Raw genomic sequence first — 19,944 nt, 5'->3', positions numbered from 1 at the left:
TCCTATATATGAGCAAAACCTGTGCCAATGAAAAATCATGCTTTTTTCCTGCAAAATGCCCATTCTGCCATATAATTTTTGCGACATGCGCATTTTTTGCAATTCATCTTTTCAACCTCTGCAATTTTTGCAATTTTCATTTGTTTGTAGTAAAATTTTGCAATCATTTCTTATGTGAATACACATATAAATAAAAAAAGAATACCCACATTACGTGGCATATTCTTTCTTAAATCTATTCAACAAATATGAAATTCAATTTTTTTCATGATCATACCCATTATATCCAAATTGGTTTATCCCATAATTCTAAAACTGTTCCAACTCCATTTTCCAACGCCTTAGAGTATATTCTGTTGGCAACAATAATATCTTCCAATGCCATTCCTACTCCATTAAAGTATATGAACTCTGTCTCATTTTCTCTACCTTTTTTCTTCTGAGTAATAATATCTCCAATCTCAGCATAGATATTTTCATCTTTCATTTCATTTTTTTCGTGCATAATTGCCAACGTCTGAGTTCCTCTATGCTTAATTTGCTCCCAATCATCAACTACAATTTTATTAGCCTTGCTTATAACATCAAACTCAGCCTCATGTCCTCCCACATGAGAATAAAAACACCCTTCTCCTATCCATTCTGCTTTAACAATTGGTTCCTTTGCAGTTGTTGCAGTTACTATAATGTCAGTATCTCTAATAGCTTCCTCTGCACTTAATACGGGTACTACTTCTATGCCTAATTCTTCACTCACTTCTACTGCAAATCTCTTGCTGCGTTCTAAATACAGGTCATATACTTTTACCTTTGACAATTTAGGCATTACTGTTTTTATTGCCATTATCTGAGTCCTATTTTGTGTACCTGCTCCAATTATTCCTGCTATTTTAGAATCGGGTCTGGCTAAGTACTTAGTTGCAGTTCCCGTAACTCCACCAGTTCTCATAGCACTAATAATCGTACCATCCATTATGGCAAGAGGAAGCATTTTTTCAGCATCATTTAGAATAATTAGTGCAGAAGCTCTTGGCAAATCATATTTCATAGGATTTTGTGGTCCACTTCCTATCCATTTAATCCCAGCTATATTTGTATCTCCACCTACATATCCTGGCATGGCATTTATTCTTCCTCTCGTTTCCTCTGTATGCTTATCCCCCCAACGAAGTGATACCTTATAAGGTAGAACATAATCCTTTTTATTATGCAGTATAAATACCTTTTCTAAATCATCAATAACATCCTTCATAACTAAAGCACCACAATCTATTACTTCCTTTTGAGATAAGTATAAAATATTATGACCTTGCACTATAAATCCCTCCCTATTTTAATTTTAATATTTAAAATCCGGAAAAATCTTTTGTATTTTTTATGAAGTCCTCTCCTCATTTAGATTTAAAGCAAAATCCGTGCCACTAGAAACTCATGTTTTTTCTTCCAAAAATGTACATTCTCACATTAAAATTTTGCAGTCATTTCTCATCACATTATATCTAGGCACAAAAAAAGAATATCCCATTATTGGGTATATTCTTTCTTAAAATATTCAATAAATATGAAATTCAAAAGTTATATTAATCATTCATTTCCATTTATTATTTTAAATTTATTATAATATTTGATAGCACCAAAATGCATTGGAATAGGCATTCCACTTATATTATTTTCTAATTTAATATTCTTTCCTTGAGGATGGGCACCTTCGATTTCATCAACATGCTTAAATAAAGCCTCTAAAGTTTCATTAACAAGATTTTCGTCCACATCACTATTTGTAGCTAACAATGCGGAGCTAGCTACAGTAACAACATCTCTATCTACGCCTTTATATGTGCCTTCTTTTATAGTAAATAATTTTAAGTATTTCATATTATCTTCTTTGGAGAAAACGCCTTTATCAATAGATAATAAATCAATATCCATCATTACTGAAATATCTACAACTGCTGCTGTAGGCATACCTGATCCTATAATTACACAATCCACTTCATTTTTTTGTAACGCAGCTAACCCTTCTTTGAAAGATAAAGGTTTAGCAGTAATATCATCAAAGGTAATTCCATGATATTTTAACAATTCCTTTGCAGTTCTAAATGTCCCACTATTTACTTTTCCTACAGCAATTCTTTTTCCTCTTAAGTCATAAATATTTTTCATACCTGAATTCTTTAATACTACAAACTGAAAAACTTCTGGATATAAATTAGCAATAGCTCTTAAATTTTCATGGGGTTCATGAAATGGTTTTTCTCCCTTATATGAAGCATATGCTGTGTTAGATGCAACAAGTATAAAATCTACTTCCTTATTTTTTAAAAGCTTTAAACTTTCTATTGATCCACTTGTTGGCTCTGCTATAGCATCAATTCCTGATATATATTTTGTTATTATGGCAGTTATTGCTGCTCCAATTGGATAATAGGTCCCTGATGATTCTCCTGTAGCAATAGTTATTTTTTCATATTTTATCTCAGTATTATCTGTTTCAATTATTTCTTTATCTGCATAATTACATGCCACATTAGTTAATAATATGAAAATACTGATAGCCAATACAAAACAATATTTTATCTTTCTTCTCATATCTCTAACTATCCCTTCATAGTTTAATATTTAAACTTTTATTTTATATTCTTTTATTTTATAATATAAAGTTCTTTCACTTATACCAAGAACTGCAGCCGTCAATCTCTTATTCCCATGGTTTCCTTTTAATGTATTTTCAATAATTTTCTTTTCAGCTTCCTTTAAACTTTCTCCTATCTGAATTGCAATTTTATCAGAATGAAAATTATCCTTTGAGCTAGATTGCCTCATGTCTATAGGAATATCTTTATAAGATATTTTACTGTCATCACATAAAATTATTAATCTTTCAACTATATTTGCTAACTCTCTTATATTTCCTTTGTAGTCATAGCACTCCAAAAACTTTAGAACATTTCTATCTATCTCTTTAATTGTTTTATTGTATTCTTTACTATATTTTCTTATAAAATGCCCTATTAGTAAGGGAATGTCTTCTTTTCTCTCTCTAAGGGAAGGCATTTTAATCTGTATTACATTTAATCTATAAAATAAATCTTCTCGAAAATTCTTTTTTAAAATCTCCTCTTCTAAAATCCTATTTGTAGCCGCTACAATTCTTACATGAATTTTTCTTTCCTTATTTGAGCCCAATTGGGTTACTTTTTTTTCCTGCAATACTCTTAATAACTTTGATTGAAGTTGAATATCCATTTCCCCAATCTCATCTAAAAAAATCGTTCCCTTATTAGCTATTTCAAATTTTCCTGCTTTATCATGAACAGCACCTGTAAACGCACCTTTTGCATATCCAAACAGTTCACTTTCAAGTAAATCAGATGGTATAGCTGCACAATTGACAACCTCTAAATGCTCATTACGTTTATTACCTAAATAATGGATAGCTCTAGCAACTAGCTCTTTTCCTGTTCCACTTTCACCTGTTATCAGTACATTACAATCAATATCCTTAACCTTATTTATCAATTGAAATACTTCTTTTATGCTTTCAGATTTACCGATTATATCCCCTAATTTGTGTCCTTTTTCTATCTCCTCATTTAAGTGTACAATTTCATTATTTAACTGCTGATGTTTAAGTGCATTATTTATCAAGCTTTTTAGATCTTTAATATTTACTGGTTTTGAAACATAATAATAGGCTCCACCCTTTATAGCCTTTATTGTAGTATCAATACTAGAAAAAGCAGTAATAACTATGACTTCAATTCCTATATGATATTTTTTTACCTCCTGCAATATATCTAATCCATTATATTTTCCTAGCTTTAAATCTAATATCATAATTTTAATGTTATTGTTTCTTAAACATTCATATACTTCACTCGGTTTATTAGCTATAAATACTTCATATTCCTCCTCAAGGGCACACTCTAAAGATGCACAAATTGCAGCTTCATCATCTACTATAAGAATCTGTTCCAACTTCATCCCACCTTGTATATACTTTTTATTGAATAAAATATGCATATTAATCTTTCAATCCAACCTATTTTCTATTGCCTATTTGGAAATGTTAAAGCTACTTCAGTTCCTTTTCCAACTTCACTAATTATTTCAAACTGTCCTCCATGCTCCTTTATAATTTCATAACATATTGCCAATCCTAATCCTGTCCCCTTTTCTTTATCTGTAAAAAAAGGTTCTATCACTCTTGAGAGTTTCTCTTTTTTTATACCAACGCCATTATCTATGATTTTTACTATACAGCATAGGGGAGTACTATAACAAAGAACTTCAATTTTTCCTTCTTTCTTATTCATAGCTTGTATACTATTTAAAATTAGGTTTATAATTACTTGTTTTATCTGTTTTCTATCTGCATAAATAGTAACATTCTCCTCAATTTTACTGATCACACTAATACTGTTTTTTTCTATTTTATTTTCAAATAAAACTAATACTTCTAATATTAACTTACCTATGTCTACTTCCATTTTGTCCATTTTTTTTAAACTAACATAATCTAGTAAATCTGTAACTAGACCATTCATTCTATCTAATTCTAATGGTACATAATATAATAGCCTTTCCCTAAATTTCTTATTTTCAAGTTTTTCAGGTATTAGATCAATAAAAGTTTTGATTGATGCCAATGGATTCCTTATTTCATGGGCTACCATAGCCATAAATTCTCCAAGTACGTGCATTTTATCCTTTTGTATTAATTTTTCTTGTATTTTCTTTTCTTTTGTAATATCTACCAAGGTTATGACGGCACCTATACACTTGTCATTTTCATCATTTAAGGAATATACACTATACCTTAATACTATTCTTTCATTATTAATATGAATGGTTTTTTCCTTGTTTAAATATGTTCTTCCTAATACTAAAACATTTTCAAGTTCTATTTTAGATATTATTTTCATAATATTTGTGTCATTTATATTTTTATTTAAAGTACTATTTTCTCCTATAATTTCTTCTGCTTTTAAGTTTACAAAATTGATTATTCCATCCTTATTTATTGTAACTATACCATGATAAACACTGTTAAATATCTGTTGTCTTAATATATATTCTTTTTCTATTTTCTTATTGCTCTCTAGCAAGCTATTATTTAATTTAACCAATTCTTCTGTTTTTTTCATTACCTCTCTCTTTAAAATCTGATTTGCTCTTAATACTACAAAGACAATAATCATTACAATAATTAAGGCCCAAAATATTCTTTTGAAAATATTCATCTTAATTTCTAAAGGCGTTTGAATAATTTCGCCAAACCATTTATTGTAAATTTTATCATATATACCATCATTTTTTATTTCTTCTAATCCCTCATTAATTGTTTTAACTAAATCATGATTGCCTTTTTTAAAAGCAAAGGAATATTTAATAGGTGCTATAGGTTTACCTACAATTTTAATAAAATTTGTCTGTTTAAACTTTTGTATTGTGTATAAGCCAGTAATCCTATTTCCAACAAAAGCATCTATCTTTCCCATCATTAATAAAAGAATACCTTGTTGCTGATTTTCCACATATTCAACTGAATCTTCCCTTATATACTGTTTTAACTCCTTTGGAATATTTCCCCTTTGAATGCCTACTTTTACGGAAGCTAAGTCTTCAATATCTGCAATAAATTTATTATTCTTTTTTACAAATATACAATTAGATATTTCTAAGTATGGTGAAGAAAATTCGTAAATATTAGGATACTCTTTCTCTCTTTCTATGCCCAGTATCATATCAATATTATGATTATCCATAATCGAATAAAATGGCATAGGGTATAATTCAATATCTAACTCTTTTTCAATAGCTATAGCTCTAATAATGTCCACAGAAAATCCCTTATAAATACCATTATCATTTACATAATGGTATGGTGGCAAATGATTATCCCCAGCAACTTTTATAGTTTTTTCAACTTGTGAGTCAGCTATCGAATAGCTTTCATTAGTAAAAATAAATATAAACATTAAAATAAAAATTATTTTTTTCATTCTCAATCTCTAAACACACCAACCAATCTAATTTTTCCGAATAATTATTCAATTCTACAAATTTTCCATTATTCCTTTGTTACAATAGTTGTTCTTTTGTAAAATCATTCTTGTTTATAAAAAATGATTAGAGGTAGTGATTTTTTATCACTACCTCTAATCATTTAATATTTTTGCAAAAAATTATTATTCTGCATCTACTCCGTAACAAGCACACAATGCAGGTAATCCGTCGTTAAAACCGCTTCCTATAGCAGTAAATTTCCATTCTCCCTTATGTCTATATATTTCTCCCACAACTACAGCTGTTTCTATACTATAATCTTCTGAAAGATCGTATCTTAAAAATTCTTTATTAGTATTTGTATCAACTAATCTAACAAATGCATTTCCAACCATACCAAAGTTTTGTCTTCTCATCTCTGCTTCATTAATAATGATTGCAAATATGATTTTTTCAATGTCAGCAGGAACAGTATTTAAATCTACGGCTACTACCTCATCATCTCCTGCCCCTGCTCCTGTTCTATTATCTCCCATCAATTCAATAGAACCATTACTTAATCTCATATTATTAAAAAAGATAAAATCTCCTGAATTTCTTACTTTACCATCACCCTTAACAGCAAAAGTAAATACATCTAAGTCAAAATCATGTCCGCCATCATATTTATTTAGATCCCATCCAAGGCCAACTTTAACTTTTGATAATGTTCCTCCATTTAATCCTGCATCTGTTGCCATTTTCTTCAAAGATACTTTTTGACCCTTTTTTAAGGATACTTTTTCACCAACAGGCCTATTTAAATTTGTTGATTGTGCTGGTGTCTCCATGCCTTCACCTAATCCACCAAGGCCTCCTAAACCTGCTGTTTGTTCTTGAGGTTGCTGTGATTCATTGCTACTTCCTAATCCTCCAAGACCATTTAACCCCATTTTTTCTACCTCCTTTTTTTATCTATCAAAGAAATTTCCTAGTACATTTCCTACTTGCCCTAATGTATCACCTAAGTTTTCTTGTGTATTATTAAATGCACTTGATTGTGTGCCCGCTTGATTTCCTCCATCAATGCCAATAGCAAGGCCAGATTTCCTCTCTGAAGGTTGTAGTACTACATGGTATCCTCCTTGCCTAAATTCAAACATATAAGACTCTCCAGATGTTTGGCCCACAAATGTCTTCCAATTTACATCTGCCTTAAGGTCTGGATCTGGACCGGTCCAACAGATCATAGCATCAGGATCTACTCTACAAGGAGTTTGAATTACGATTCCATTTCCATCAGTAATTATAGCCACATGCCCTTCTTCACCAGAATTATTTTGGAAATTAGTAGTAAACAATCCCTTTTGAGATAAAACTCCTGCTCCAATGAATCTAACGCTATATTTTAAATTTCCTGAAAAAGCTAAAATATTTTCTGATTCTACCCCAACTGCTTCTCCTGGTTGTAATGGAACGATAGTTACATTTCTTCCTTGCCAAGCTAAGATACACATTCCATTACCTGTAACTTTCATGATTTCCATATTTTCACCTGTTAATCTACGAGTGACACTATTTAAAATACCTCTAGCCAGACCACTTCCAGCATTTGGATCTAATAATACTTTTTCATATTTAAATTGTCCCTTATCTGCTACCATAGCTCCTTTTTTCGCATAAAAAAATCCATTTCCCTGTGCTACACATGAAAATGCAGGAGTCTGCTTAGTTGCACCTGTTAAATGTTCATAAGTTGATAATTTAAAATTGCTCATATTTTTTAGCCCCCTTTAATTTTTTATATTTGCAATATGTCTATATAATAATATCCGACTTATTATCATATTCTTTTTAAGAAAAATTTCCTCTTTTAATTTCTATGAAAACTAATATAATCATTAATTTAATGTTTTATCTTAGTTTTACAAAATAGAAATTTTATATTCTGATTAACACTTTTATCCTATGTATTAACTTTCTTTGTTACTTCTCATTAAAGGATATCATTAATTCTTTCCTACAACAACTATCTTACCATGTGGGGAGTCTTTAGCTTGATGGAAAAAACTCCACTATAACTCTATATGTATTATGGATAATAATTGTTGTCTGACCTACTGGCAGTATGCACATATTATTTTAATTCTTTAACATGAATATCCTTCTGAAAATGCTGATAATCTTTTACCGTCTTCCAATCTCCACCCCAAATCCAACCTTTACTTTTAAAAGCTTTATAGCATATATCATCTTTTATAATCATACCCATTCTAACATTATTTCTATCTAAATATTCTTTTCCAGCTTTAGGTGATACCTTATCTCCTTTTACATAGGGATTTTGTAATGGATTAATATCTATAGCAATACCATAACTATGCTTTGAAAGTTTTTTACTTCCCGATACCACTCTGAAACAAAATGATGATGTATTATTATCTTCCATGGATAGATCATCATTTGCTCCATATTCATCTATCAATTTAATTCTTTCTATAGGAAATTTTCCTTTATACAATTCCTCAAATATTTCTACTACTTCTTCTGCAACTTTTTCATGAACTATCAACTCTCCCACATGTTCTCTATCATCAAATCCCCAATAGGTAACTTTAACATAGGACAATTCTTCTAAAGATACTGGCGCTGATGGTTTCCATGAAACTTCTTTAATCTTACGAATGTTTTCTTCAGATAAAGAGCTATAGGAAAAAACTGGTTCAAATTTATTATGATTTGGTTGTGGGGTAGTTTTTTTACTTGAATTTTTATTAATATGATGATTATCAACTCTGATTTCCTCAGTTTCTTTAAAAGTATCTAAGTAATCCTGAACTCCTTCTACCTTTTCTTCAAACATAAAACCCATTGTAAAAAATATAGTACTTATAATAAATACAAGTAAAATAGACCATATTGCTTTTTTCACTAAAAACATATTTCATTCTCCTTATCTAATTGATTCTTCTCTTTAATAATATATTAACTTATGCAATTCCCATGTCATGTTATAACTTAAAATTTATTCTCTCATAACGCATCTAGAAGGTACATATATTTACTTTAAAGGTAGATTATCGAAATATAGGGGGGAATACTATGTCGCGCAAGCTTAAAGGTCTTATTTGTTTTTCACTAGTTTTTGTTTTATCTTTACTTATAGTGCAGGTTTTATCATCTAATGGTATATATGCACAAAATAAGGAATCCTCTGTTACTAAAGAAGTTGCAATTGATAATCCCAATGAGCATATAAAAGTTACAGATGGAGCTTCTCCAATGATAGATTCAATAACATTTGATAAGAGTAATATAGAGACACTTGGAACTGTATTTAGATTTACAGCTATTTCTAGAGGGAAAGATTTAGATTATGAATGGACCATATTTAAAGACTGTGATGAAATATACAAAAAGGAATATGATGAAGAAAACTTTTTAGATTTTAATATGAATGAATTAGGTAGATACCAAGTTCTTGTAAAAATTAAGAATGAGAATGGAATTACCAAAAGTAAATTGTCAGAAGAAATTAATATTATTCTCCCCATTAGAATAAATTCTGTTTGGGTAAATAAAACCGGTAAACAGCTTGTTAATACGCCCCTTAGTTTTTCCGTTTCAGCAGATGGAGATCATTTAATGTATCATTGGTACGTACTTAAAGATTCAAATGTAGTATATGACGGATTACTTAGTGAAAATAATAGTATTAATTATACTCCAAATGAACCAGGCATATATAAGGGGATTGTATATGTTAAGGATAGGTTTGGAAAGTACACAAGGGAGTATTCAGAAGAACTTATAATATATGAAAATATTCTTTCAGAAAAAGAAAAATTAGAAGCAATTATAAATGAAAAAGACTTTAATAGTAAAACAAATCATTATGTATGGGTTGATACAGATAAGAATGCAGCTTATATTTTTGAAGGAGAAAATAAGAATTGGAGTCTTACTAAAACAATGGTATGTACAGATGGAAAAGCATCAACACCAACTGTAAAGGGGAATTTTACAATTGGCGGAAGAGCACCATGGCTCACTTCCTATAATGGAAAAGTAAAGGCAAAATATAAGGTTAGATTCTTTGGAAATTATTATTTCCATTCAATTTTGTTCGATTCTAAGGGAAAAAATATTGTAGATTCACGACTAGGCCAATCTATTTCGCATGGCTGTGTTAGATTAAGCGTAGATGATGCTAAATGGGTATATGATAATATTAAAGATGGTACAGGAGTATATATTTATTGAAAATACTTCTAATAGACAAATAATACTTTATTGTAAAATCTGCTCAAACAAAAGAACCTTGGGAGTTCATAATCTCTCACAAGGTTCTTTCCTAACCAATAGGTTTAGTGACTAACACCTATTTTCTTTTCACTTTTATTTTCATTTAACTTAATTTTAAACATCCTATTATCAGAATAAATCCATCCTGCAAAAACTGCTGTTATAGGTGCTACCAGAACAAGACCTATACTTCCTACTACTGTTCTCATTATTTCAGCTGAAACCATTTTTATATTTAATATTTGAATTAAGCTTGTTTCTCTTACCATAAATAACATTAGCAAAGTCAAATATCCTCCAGAATATGCCAATAGTAGGGTTGTAGTCATTGTTCCTATTACTGATCTTCCTACATTAAATCCCGATTTAATTAAATCTTTTTTTGATATATGTGGCATATTTATTTTTATCTCTTCCATGGAAGCTGCTATATCCATGGCAATATCCATAGCTGCTCCAGAGGCCCCTATTATTATAGTTGCATAAAAAATATGTTGCATATTAAGGTCCATATATCCACTAAACATTAATGTCTGAGCAAAAGGAGTTGTCATGCCATAAAAGCCCATTCTATTTCCAAAAAATACAGTTATTATAATTGTTGAAATAAGTCCAAACATGGTTCCTACAAATGCTGATATTCCCTTTTTATTAATGCCAGCAACTGAAAATATAATGATTCCTGATAATAATGTTAATGCTAAAGTTGTAATAATTAGTGGATTTTTTCCTGCTAATAAATTTTTAATTAAAACTTCCCATATGACAAATAAGCTTGCAACAAAGGAAAAAAGTGCTTTAAGCCCTATTAATTTTGCATAAATTAATAAACATAAAACAAATATGCCAAACAAGATAAACTGCCAATCTTGTCTATATAAAGAAACAGTTTTTGCCCCAACAATCATATCATTTTCTATCATTAAAGAAACAAGTATTGTATCTCTTTCTTTATAAAAATCATCAATCTCTAAGCTACCAGTTAGATGATTAACTGCTTTAATTTCTTCATTTTTAAATTTAGTATTGAGTATTTTAATATCTAAGCTTTGATCTCCAATTCTAGATATACCAGCTCGATTAACATTGCTATTGTCGATTTTTAATACTTTAGCTTTAGCTTCTATGTAATTCATACTTTCTTTTGATTTATTATGACTATCAATATAAATTATAGAAACTATTAAAGATACTATAACCAAAAATATAAAAATCTTATATTGTCTTTTCATATACAAATACCTCTTATTATTTAATCATTACATGATAAGAGCCAAGTATAAACTTGACTCTTATATTCATTAAATTATTGAGCTTTATTGACTTCTGTTAATTGAAACTTCATTATTTCAGCCATAGTTTTAGCTATTTCAATATTATCTTTAAACCCTTCAAATGCCTCTGCATTTACTCCTATTGCTGACATAGGTATTTGAGTTCCTGAGTGAGCAAAAGTTGTCCAATATGCATTAGCTCTCTTTGATAATATATGGGTAGTTGCTGTAGCAACAGGATTATAATAGCCATAAGTTTTTTCATCCTTTTGTCCATTATCCACTAGATCCATAGCTTTATTTAATTCTTTTAATTCTTCTTCATTTAAATCATTTAAAGCGAAATTCTCTTCTATATATTTTAAGTATTCTTCTCTATTTCCGTTGTATATCTTTTGTAAAGTATCCTCAACAGAAACTTTTACATATTTTAATTGATCAAATTTCAAGAAATAATTTTTACCAAATCCAAGTCCCATTCCACCTGTCTCATGGTCTCCTACTACAACAATTAAAGTTTCATCTTTATGCTCTTTATAAAAATCTAAAGCTTCATTAATTGCTTCGTCAAAGGCTAATACATCATGGATAACTCCGGCTAAATCATTGGCATGTCCTGCATGGTCTATTCTTCCACCTTCAACCATTAAGAAGAATCCATCTTCATCCTTTGATAAAGTTTCTATAGCTGTATCTATTATTTCAGCTAATGCTGGGGTTTCATTAGTATTTTTTCTATCTACTTCGTACGGTAAATGAGAAGAAGTAAATGAAGCAAATACCTTACTTTCATCAGATGCCTTAAAGTCTCTAAACTCTTTTGTACTTTCTTTTCCTATAAATGTCTTGTATCCTTGATTTTTAAATTCTTCTACCAGATTTCTATCATCTTTTCTTTTTGAACCTTCTTCAGATTGAGGTATAAAGTTTCTATATCCTCCACCTGCAAAGAAATCTACTCCACTGTCTAAATAATCTACAGCTATTTCATTTTCATTTCCTCGACTTATATTATGTGATGCAAATGTTGCAGGAGTAGCATGTGTTAATCTGGTACTAGTTACTATACCTGTTGCCATTCCCTTTGTTTCAGCTTCTTCAATTAAAGTTTTTACATCTGTTCCATCTGGTAATTTTGAAATTACTCCATTATTCGTTTTATTTCCTGTAGCCAAAGCTGTTCCTGCTGCAGCCGAATCAGTTACTAGGGAGTCTGCAGAATGAGTAGTATTTATTCCAACCTTTGGTAAAGTGTTCATATTTAGTTTAAATTCTTTATTTCCAGTAGTCTCGTGAACATAATATTCTCCAGCTTGTCTTTGTGCTGCTCCTAGACCATCTCCTATAAAGTAAAATACGTATTTAGGAGCTTTCCCTTTTACAAAAGTTTTTTCACTTGCTAATACTTTATTATTAGATATTTTTCCAACACTAACAAATACAAAAGCAAGTAATAATATACCTATTAAAGCTTTAGTCGTAAAATTTTTCTTTTTAAACATTTAGTTACGCCTCCCTTATGTAAGTCTTATCAATTCCCTAGACTAGTATATTGTGATTTTGCTAAACAGATATTAGATTTATGTAAAAGAAGTGTTAATTAGCCTAATTTAAAATGTTTTATCCCTTAATATTAGTATTCTGATTATAACCTTTCTATATGTAGCAAATCATATTCCTAACATATTAAGAAAGGAGAAAAAGGCAAAAAAATTTATGATATAAAATAATCCAAGGACATATTATAAGTATGTTATCCTTGGATTTTAGTAGCTTATTAAAATGTCATCCTTTCTTTGCTTTCAAAGTCAAACAAATTAATGATTTAAATTAAAGTCATCAATTTACATGATTACATATGTAAAATATATCAAAAATCAATTAAATGAGCTAACACCCAAACTGATAGGATATTAGCTCTAGTTTAATTGCTTCTTTTTTGCCAAATTAATTTTAACTTAAAAACAGATTTATCTCATGCCATCATGGTGCGTACTTATCAATATATTAAGAACCTCTTCAGGAGTTTTCCCTTCTGCCTCAATAATAGGTACATTAATTTTTGAGTTATGTCCCATTGGAATATTCTTAGCACTTGATACTACAACTCCATCATATTTAGTGGATTCTATTTTATTTGCATTTTCATTTTTATATAATTTATGAACATCATATCCACTCTCTTCAAGAATATCAATATATGGTTTTAGTGTATTTTCAACAACAACCTTTTTGTCCATAATAATCACCTCCATTTCTTATGATTATTATGCCCATGTCTTCTTTAAAATGTTTACTAATAGTATTGTAAACATATGGAGAACATACTAAAGAGGTGAAATATATGAAATTGTTTATACCAGATATCGCCTATATAGATCCTAGAATTCTGAAATATGAGGTAGGAAAAAATGCTGTAGAATACTTAGAAAATTTAAATGTCCCCATTATTAAGTCCAGAAAAGTTATCATTGAGGGCAAATCACCTGCCCATAATTATGCTAAAGCTAAAAAGGCTATCTATATTACAGTAAATTCGCAAAAAAAATTAAGACCTTGCAAACCTTCTGCTGACTACCAGTTTTCTTTATCTAGTTCTTGTCCAGGCCATTGTGAGTATTGTTATTTACAAACAACTCAGGGTGAAAAACCTTTTATGAAGGTATTTGTGAATATTGATGATATACTTAATGTTCTACAAAATCATATAGATAACAATTGGCCAAATATAACTACTTTTGAATCAGGTAGTATTACTGATCCTGTAGCACTTGAGCACTTAACTGGAAATCTGAAAAAGTGTATTGAATTTTTTGCTAAAAGTGAAAAGGGAAGACTTAGAGTTATAACAAAATATAATAATGTAGACTCTTTCTTAGACATAAAACATAATAACCATACTAAATTTAGATTTAGTATAAATACAAAACATGTAATAAGTAAATTTGAACATGCCACATCTAGCTTTGATGAAAGATTAGAAGCGGCAAAAAAAATTGCAAATGCAGGTTATCCTATAGGTTTTATAATTGCACCTATAATGATTTATGATAACTGGAAGAAGGATTATAGAGAATTACTTGATAAACTAAAGTCTCAGTTAAATAATTATAATGATAAGATCACCTTTGAACTTATTCAACATAGGTTTACTGCTACAGCTAAGGAATTAATACTTACTAGATTCCCTAATACAGAACTTGATTTAGACGAAGAAAAGAGAATATTAAAATGGGGACCATACGGCAAATTTAAACATGTGTATCCAAAAGAACAAAGTACTGAAATGAAAGAGCTTATTACGGACCTTATAAACAATAACTTTAAAAACGCAAAAATTGAATATTTTACTTAACAATTAAAACAACCTTTTAAAAATGTATTTTTAATTTATTACTGTGTTAATTAATTTATTTAATTTTCAATAGAATAGGGAGAGGTAGTTTAATCACCACCTATCCCTATGTATCGTATAAAAATAAACTATACTATTTTATAATAAATAGCCATTTACATACACTCCGTCATATTCACTATAATATTTCGGCAGCTAACCTTACTAATTGAGATCGTTCTCCTTTTTTAAAGGTAATATGTCCTGATAATCTATGCTCTTTAAATTTTTCTATTAAATATGAGAGTCCATTATTACAAGAATCAAGATATGAATGATCAATTTGCTCTTGATCACCTACTAAAACTATTTTACTCCCTTCTCCTACTCTTGATACAATTGTTTTTATTTCATATTTTGTTAAATTTTGAGCTTCATCAATTATAATGATGAGAAAAAGCAGAAGAATTAACTCCTGCTTTAATAGTTTTTACTATAATAAACGTTTCATCAACACCCTAGGAGGCGTTTGTTGGCTTCAAATGTTTACAAAATTTCTTTTCAATTTTGGATGTATATATTTTATACGACCCCCAACCACTTGAATTTTCACCATGTATTATCCATTTATAACCAATTCAATAATCTCATCCATAGTCATCTTATCAAGACCCATATTTTCAAAAGATCTTCCATAACTTGTAAGATCCTGCTGCAACATAAATTCAGATAATTTTATGATGGTTTCCATTCGCTCCACCTTTACCCCTAATTTTTTACCTAAAGACACAAAAGGAACTAAACCCATGGGTATATCCTCAAGAATATAGCGTGTTTTAAGAGTTTTTTGACCATACACTCCTGAATAGGCATCTGTTTTTCTGAAAATCTCACTTAAATTTTCTCCCTCTGCATGATATTCAACACGATACTGATCTTTTATAGCATCCATCTTGTATCCTAGCTTTTTAGCTATATTCAATCTTTCATGATCCATTTCTTCTATGAAATTTCCTATAGAATTTGTAATCCCATCCCAATAAAATAACCATTCTTTATTGGATTCCACTAAAGAAGTACTAAATAATGTGGCTGGAGGATGAATCATAGGATTTGTATTGTCCAAACTGGTCATCATTACATTTTCAAGTCCTTCTATCTGTGGATATGCACCTTTTAAAATTCCTACCACTTCTTCTGTTTTAATCGCTGGCAAAGCAGCTATTTGCAGTCTATCTTTGATCCCTAATATACGTGCTGTGCCAGATTTATTGAGACGACATGCATAGATTAGTGTACTGGTTTCAACAATTGTAATATCCGCCTTACAACTTTCATCCTTCAAGACTTTATAAAATGCCAATGCGCCAAAAGTTGCTCCTGGATGAAGTACAATCACCTGACCATCTTTTAAATAGGGGGCACAATCCTTTGCAATATGCCCATGAGCTAATGCTGGAGTAATTACCATAATAATATCTGCACGTAAAATGGCTTCTTCTAAGTCATTGGTTGCATATACACTTCCAAAACCTTTAACAACCCCTTCTAAAAATACGCCTCCTTGCTTTTTTATTGCTTCTATTGGCTCTCGACAAATATCATATATAGTCACATCAAACCCCATGAATCCTAAATGTCCTGCAACAGATTGTCCTCCATTTCCAGCTCCTACGATAGTCCATTTTAGATCTTTGCAATTACTCATAATATTTTCTCCTCCTATTTAAACAAATTCATCTATTCATACTTATGACTTTTATCAAATTCACATAGATCAACATCCATATTTCTTATAGGTACTATATATTTTTAAATTTATTGAATTTAAAATGAGCTATTAAAAATTTCAAGCAAAAGGCTATAAGATTTATTGCCTTTTGCTTTATTTTCCTCTTACTTTTTATTACTCATTTGCTAATTCCGTTGCATATGTAACAAATTCATCAATCTTTCCTTCATTCTTTAGTTTTTCTATAATATTATTTAGTTCTTTAACAAAATCTTCATTCCCCTTCTTTATTGCTATTGCAGAACCATTTCCTCCACCTAAAGAGAATTCTGGTACAAAAAGGTCTTCATTTCTATCTGCATATGCTTCTGCAGTTGCCTTTCCTAAAACAAGGGCATCAATTTTATCATTAGATACCTCTAATACTAAATCAGTTATTTTACTGATTAGTTTTAATTCTGCGCCTTCAATACCTTGTGCAATACCTTCCTGTATGGATGATTTTTGTGCACCTATTTTTAGATTTTTTAAGTCATCTGCTGTTTTAATCATTCCTGCATCTTCACTTTTTATTAAGACCTTATGTTCATCTACAAAATATTCCTTAGAAAAATCAACACTTTTTGCTCTTTCTTCTGTTGGTGTCATTCCTGCAATAACAAAATCGATTTTATCCGCAAATAAAGCAGCTAATAATCCATCAAATTTTATATCCTTAATCTCAAGTTCAACCCCAATCTCCTCTGCTATTGCTTTTGCCATTTCAATCTCAAATCCTACAATCGCATCTTTTCCATCGATTTCTTTATGGAATTCATAAGGTGGATAGTCCGCGGATGTACCTAATACGATTTTCCCTGCTTTTTTAATTTCTTCAAGCTTCGTTAGAGGGGTGTTATCCGCACCACTTTTTTCTTTTCCACATCCCGAAAATGCAAATATCATACATAGCATAAGTATTACAGCCAATGTCTTTTTACCATTCATCTTCACCATGTTCATCATCCTCCTAATAGAAAAGTTCTTTCTTTATTTTGTATTATTATTCATTTATTTTTATATTTATGCTATTTATTTTTCTATTATTTCCTACTTACAAAAGTGAGAAATTAAGAAAAAGATTGTTAAAATAAGAAAAAGGGGGTCATTAGACCCACCTTTCTAATTGTTAATATCTCTTGGTTCCCAGGAATACCAATCCTTTGCTACATTTGTAATTTCTTGCTGTACTGCTTTTCCTGTTTTAAGTGCTTCGTCACATTTATTTATAACAAAATCTGTAAGAAGTTGTTTTGCTTCATCTTTATTTTGTACTGAAATAAACTGTTTTTCTATTTCTGCTAAACTATTCAGCATGTTTTCTTCATACTTGTCAAAGTGTTTGCGCATGGCATCATGATACATGTTATAGAATCCAAAGGTTCTTGTATCAATTGCTTTAAATAACACAGCTGCAGTAGGATTTTCAAAATCAGGATGCACTTTGTCAATGCCTACATAAAACGGAACATATACGGACTTACATGGAGTTCCAAGAGCATGTAACATCAATCCTAATTCATTTGGTACATTTGGTCTGGCAATCAAAACAGCTGATGCTATAGTACGTCCCCAACCTATGTCATGGCCACATACGCCACGAACATACATATGTGCAGGTGTTTCATCACTATTTGGTGCTTCATTTAAAAACTCCTTATTTTCCCAATCTGCATATTCCGTACTATAGAAAGGAACTTGATTTAATTCAATAACTTTTCCACTTGGTAAAGTATATGTATCATAATGATCTCTAGCCCCATTCATCATCATTGAATATGTAATATTTCCTTCATTTTCTTTTAGAAGCTCCATTGCTCGTTCATAACGCATTTCTGTATTGTAGAGTTTTTCTACATTTTTACGCTTTGATAAATCATTATCGTCAGGGTATCCTACGTCACAAGAGTAAACTTTTCTAAAATTTATTTTTTCTGTTCCTTCATCTACCCATCCTTGTTCAATTGCAAAGCTTATTAAATCTGCTGAACACAAATCATAGTCATCTTCGATTTGATATTGATTGGATCTTGCACTTATAGTATCATTGTATTTTTTAGCAACCCAACGATGACCTGTTACTTCTACTACCCATAATTCATTAGGATCACCGATTTCAAACATGATACCATTCCATGCCTGACCATATTTTTCTACAATTTTTCCTAAAATATCCACGGCTTCCCTTGCTGTTTTTGCTCTTTCTAGGAGCAATCTTACAACATCATTATCATGTAACCCTGCTTTAAAATCCAATATATCTCTACTAGGAGCATCGTTATCAGCAACTATAACTTGATGTTCGTTAATTCCCATGCCGTATCCCCAGCGACCTGCTGTACGATTTGCTACAACTTTGTAAGTTTTTTCTGCTTGTGGAATATCAATATAGGCAGCTCTATAAATAGCTCCATTTCCATATGTAGCTGGCTCTTTAACACTTATTTCACACAGGGCATTTGCTCCTTGATCACGATTTTTCATAATCATTGTTCCTTGCCCACTGGCCAAAGCTTTTCCTTGTGCTAAAAAGGTTGTGCATTCTCCTTCAAATCCAACCATTTTTTTATCAAAAGTATTTAGGATTAAAATGTCTTCATACGGAATACTTGTGCTATCTGCAACACCGTGCATCCATTCTACTTTTTCTGGAAGCATTTCTTTGTAGAATTCATCTACTTCTTTGGCATCTTTTAGAAGTTTTTTCAAGCTAATTTTATTTTCAGTAGCTTTTTCCTTCATTGCTGAGATGTTTTGTGCAATTTCTGCTTTGTTCTGACTACCAAAAGAAAAACCATTCTTATAACTGTTTGTTTCCATTGTGTAAGCCGTATCCATTGCATATGATGAACTTATACACATTGAAAACAACATTAGGATGCATAGCATCATAGAAAAAATTTTAAAATGTGCTCGTTTCATTAAGTACCCTCCTTTTGATATTTGTAATAATATGAAAATTTAACTAAAACTAGTAGTAACAAATATCCATTTGTTACTGCAAGTTTTGTGTCCTGTTTGAAGACTCTTAAATTGAGTTTTTACTGTTTACCGTCTTCAATACAGGATGCTCATATATATATTAATATGGTACAAGTTTATAAGATATTAATAAATTTCAAATAAAATAACGAGGGGTAGCTTAATCACCACCTCTCGCTATATATACATTGTATTGTATAAAAATACACCATGAAATTTTATAATTAATAACCATTTACGCAAAATCTAGGATATTCTCTAATGCCTTATTTATTCGTATATATCTGAGA

Annotated in this window: 16 protein-coding genes; 2 read left to right on the top strand and 14 right to left on the bottom strand. The window is 30.3% G+C overall.

All coding sequences use genetic code 11. The annotated features are described in order from the left end of the window. Nucleotides 1-280: 280 nt before the first annotated feature. From CCE28_RS08545 to CCE28_RS08515, 7 genes are all read right to left on the bottom strand, one after another. On the bottom strand, nucleotides 281-1,315 hold the full coding sequence (locus tag CCE28_RS08545) for a hypothetical protein (RefSeq protein ID WP_207652874.1): 1,035 nt from the start codon (nucleotides 1,313-1,315) through the stop codon (nucleotides 281-283). Nucleotides 1,316-1,584: 269 nt separating this feature from the next. Then, a complete protein-coding gene (locus CCE28_RS08540; RefSeq protein WP_095132966.1) occupies nucleotides 1,585-2,589 on the bottom strand; it encodes a TAXI family TRAP transporter solute-binding subunit in 1,005 nt (334 codons plus the stop codon). Nucleotides 2,590-2,619: 30 nt separating this feature from the next. After that, the gene (locus tag CCE28_RS08535) at nucleotides 2,620-3,978 is read right to left on the bottom strand and encodes a sigma-54-dependent transcriptional regulator (protein ID WP_207652873.1); all 1,359 of its coding nucleotides are present in this window, start codon (nucleotides 3,976-3,978) and stop codon (nucleotides 2,620-2,622) included. Nucleotides 3,979-4,049: 71 nt separating this feature from the next. Next, nucleotides 4,050-6,005, bottom strand: a complete 1,956-nt coding sequence (locus CCE28_RS08530) for a transporter substrate-binding domain-containing protein (protein ID WP_095132962.1) — start codon at nucleotides 6,003-6,005, stop codon at nucleotides 4,050-4,052. A gap of 186 nt (nucleotides 6,006-6,191) precedes the next feature. Further along, nucleotides 6,192-6,839 carry a TerD family protein gene (locus CCE28_RS08525; protein WP_095133263.1) on the bottom strand — a complete coding sequence of 216 codons (648 nt, stop codon included), beginning with the start codon at nucleotides 6,837-6,839 and terminating at the stop codon, nucleotides 6,192-6,194. Between the two features lie 120 nt (nucleotides 6,840-6,959). Next, nucleotides 6,960-7,766 (bottom strand): AIM24 family protein, encoded by an 807-nt coding sequence (locus CCE28_RS08520; protein WP_095132960.1) that lies wholly within the window; start codon nucleotides 7,764-7,766, stop codon nucleotides 6,960-6,962. Nucleotides 7,767-8,125: 359 nt separating this feature from the next. Further along, nucleotides 8,126-8,929: a M15 family metallopeptidase gene (locus tag CCE28_RS08515; RefSeq protein ID WP_095132958.1), complete on the bottom strand. Its 804-nt coding sequence runs from the start codon at nucleotides 8,927-8,929 to the stop codon at nucleotides 8,126-8,128. 161 nt (nucleotides 8,930-9,090) lie between these two features. Between CCE28_RS08515 and CCE28_RS08510 the strand changes: the two genes are divergently transcribed. Beyond that, entirely contained in the window at nucleotides 9,091-10,251 is a 1,161-nt protein-coding gene (locus CCE28_RS08510; protein ID WP_095132956.1) for a L,D-transpeptidase family protein, read from the top strand. A 104-nt stretch (nucleotides 10,252-10,355) separates the two neighbouring features. Here CCE28_RS08510 and CCE28_RS08505 read toward each other — a convergent pair whose 3' ends face one another. The 3 genes from CCE28_RS08505 to CCE28_RS08495 form a co-directional block, all read right to left on the bottom strand. Beyond that, nucleotides 10,356-11,525, bottom strand: coding sequence for a YibE/F family protein (locus tag CCE28_RS08505; RefSeq protein ID WP_095132954.1), 1,170 nt, complete (start codon nucleotides 11,523-11,525; stop codon nucleotides 10,356-10,358). 74 nt (nucleotides 11,526-11,599) lie between these two features. Then, complete coding sequence (locus CCE28_RS08500) at nucleotides 11,600-13,069, bottom strand: alkaline phosphatase (RefSeq protein WP_095132952.1); 1,470 nt, start codon at nucleotides 13,067-13,069, stop codon at nucleotides 11,600-11,602. 468 nt (nucleotides 13,070-13,537) lie between these two features. Then, nucleotides 13,538-13,807 (bottom strand): YkuS family protein, encoded by a 270-nt coding sequence (locus CCE28_RS08495; protein ID WP_176461732.1) that lies wholly within the window; start codon nucleotides 13,805-13,807, stop codon nucleotides 13,538-13,540. Nucleotides 13,808-13,911: 104 nt separating this feature from the next. Here CCE28_RS08495 and splB point away from each other — a divergent pair, with 104 nt between their 5' ends. Continuing rightward, on the top strand, nucleotides 13,912-14,922 hold the full coding sequence (splB, locus tag CCE28_RS08490; RefSeq protein ID WP_095132948.1) for a spore photoproduct lyase: 1,011 nt from the start codon (nucleotides 13,912-13,914) through the stop codon (nucleotides 14,920-14,922). A gap of 178 nt (nucleotides 14,923-15,100) precedes the next feature. Here splB and CCE28_RS22920 read toward each other — a convergent pair whose 3' ends face one another. The 4 genes from CCE28_RS22920 to CCE28_RS08470 form a co-directional block, all read right to left on the bottom strand. Further along, nucleotides 15,101-15,343 (bottom strand): PhoH family protein, encoded by a 243-nt coding sequence (locus CCE28_RS22920; protein ID WP_278277536.1) that lies wholly within the window; start codon nucleotides 15,341-15,343, stop codon nucleotides 15,101-15,103. 177 nt (nucleotides 15,344-15,520) lie between these two features. Further along, nucleotides 15,521-16,609: an NAD/NADP-dependent octopine/nopaline dehydrogenase family protein gene (locus tag CCE28_RS08480; RefSeq protein ID WP_095132946.1), complete on the bottom strand. Its 1,089-nt coding sequence runs from the start codon at nucleotides 16,607-16,609 to the stop codon at nucleotides 15,521-15,523. 198 nt (nucleotides 16,610-16,807) lie between these two features. Beyond that, entirely contained in the window at nucleotides 16,808-17,629 is an 822-nt protein-coding gene (locus CCE28_RS08475; protein WP_242972936.1) for a transporter substrate-binding domain-containing protein, read from the bottom strand. Between the two features lie 165 nt (nucleotides 17,630-17,794). After that, nucleotides 17,795-19,594 (bottom strand): C69 family dipeptidase, encoded by a 1,800-nt coding sequence (locus CCE28_RS08470; protein WP_095132944.1) that lies wholly within the window; start codon nucleotides 19,592-19,594, stop codon nucleotides 17,795-17,797. Nucleotides 19,595-19,944: the final 350 nt, after the last annotated feature.

The organism is Anaeromicrobium sediminis (assembly GCF_002270055.1).
Lineage (GTDB): Bacteria > Bacillota > Clostridia > Peptostreptococcales > Thermotaleaceae > Anaeromicrobium > Anaeromicrobium sediminis.
Note: the sequence above shows the minus strand (reverse complement) of the source record. Positions and strands in the feature narration are given on the sequence as shown.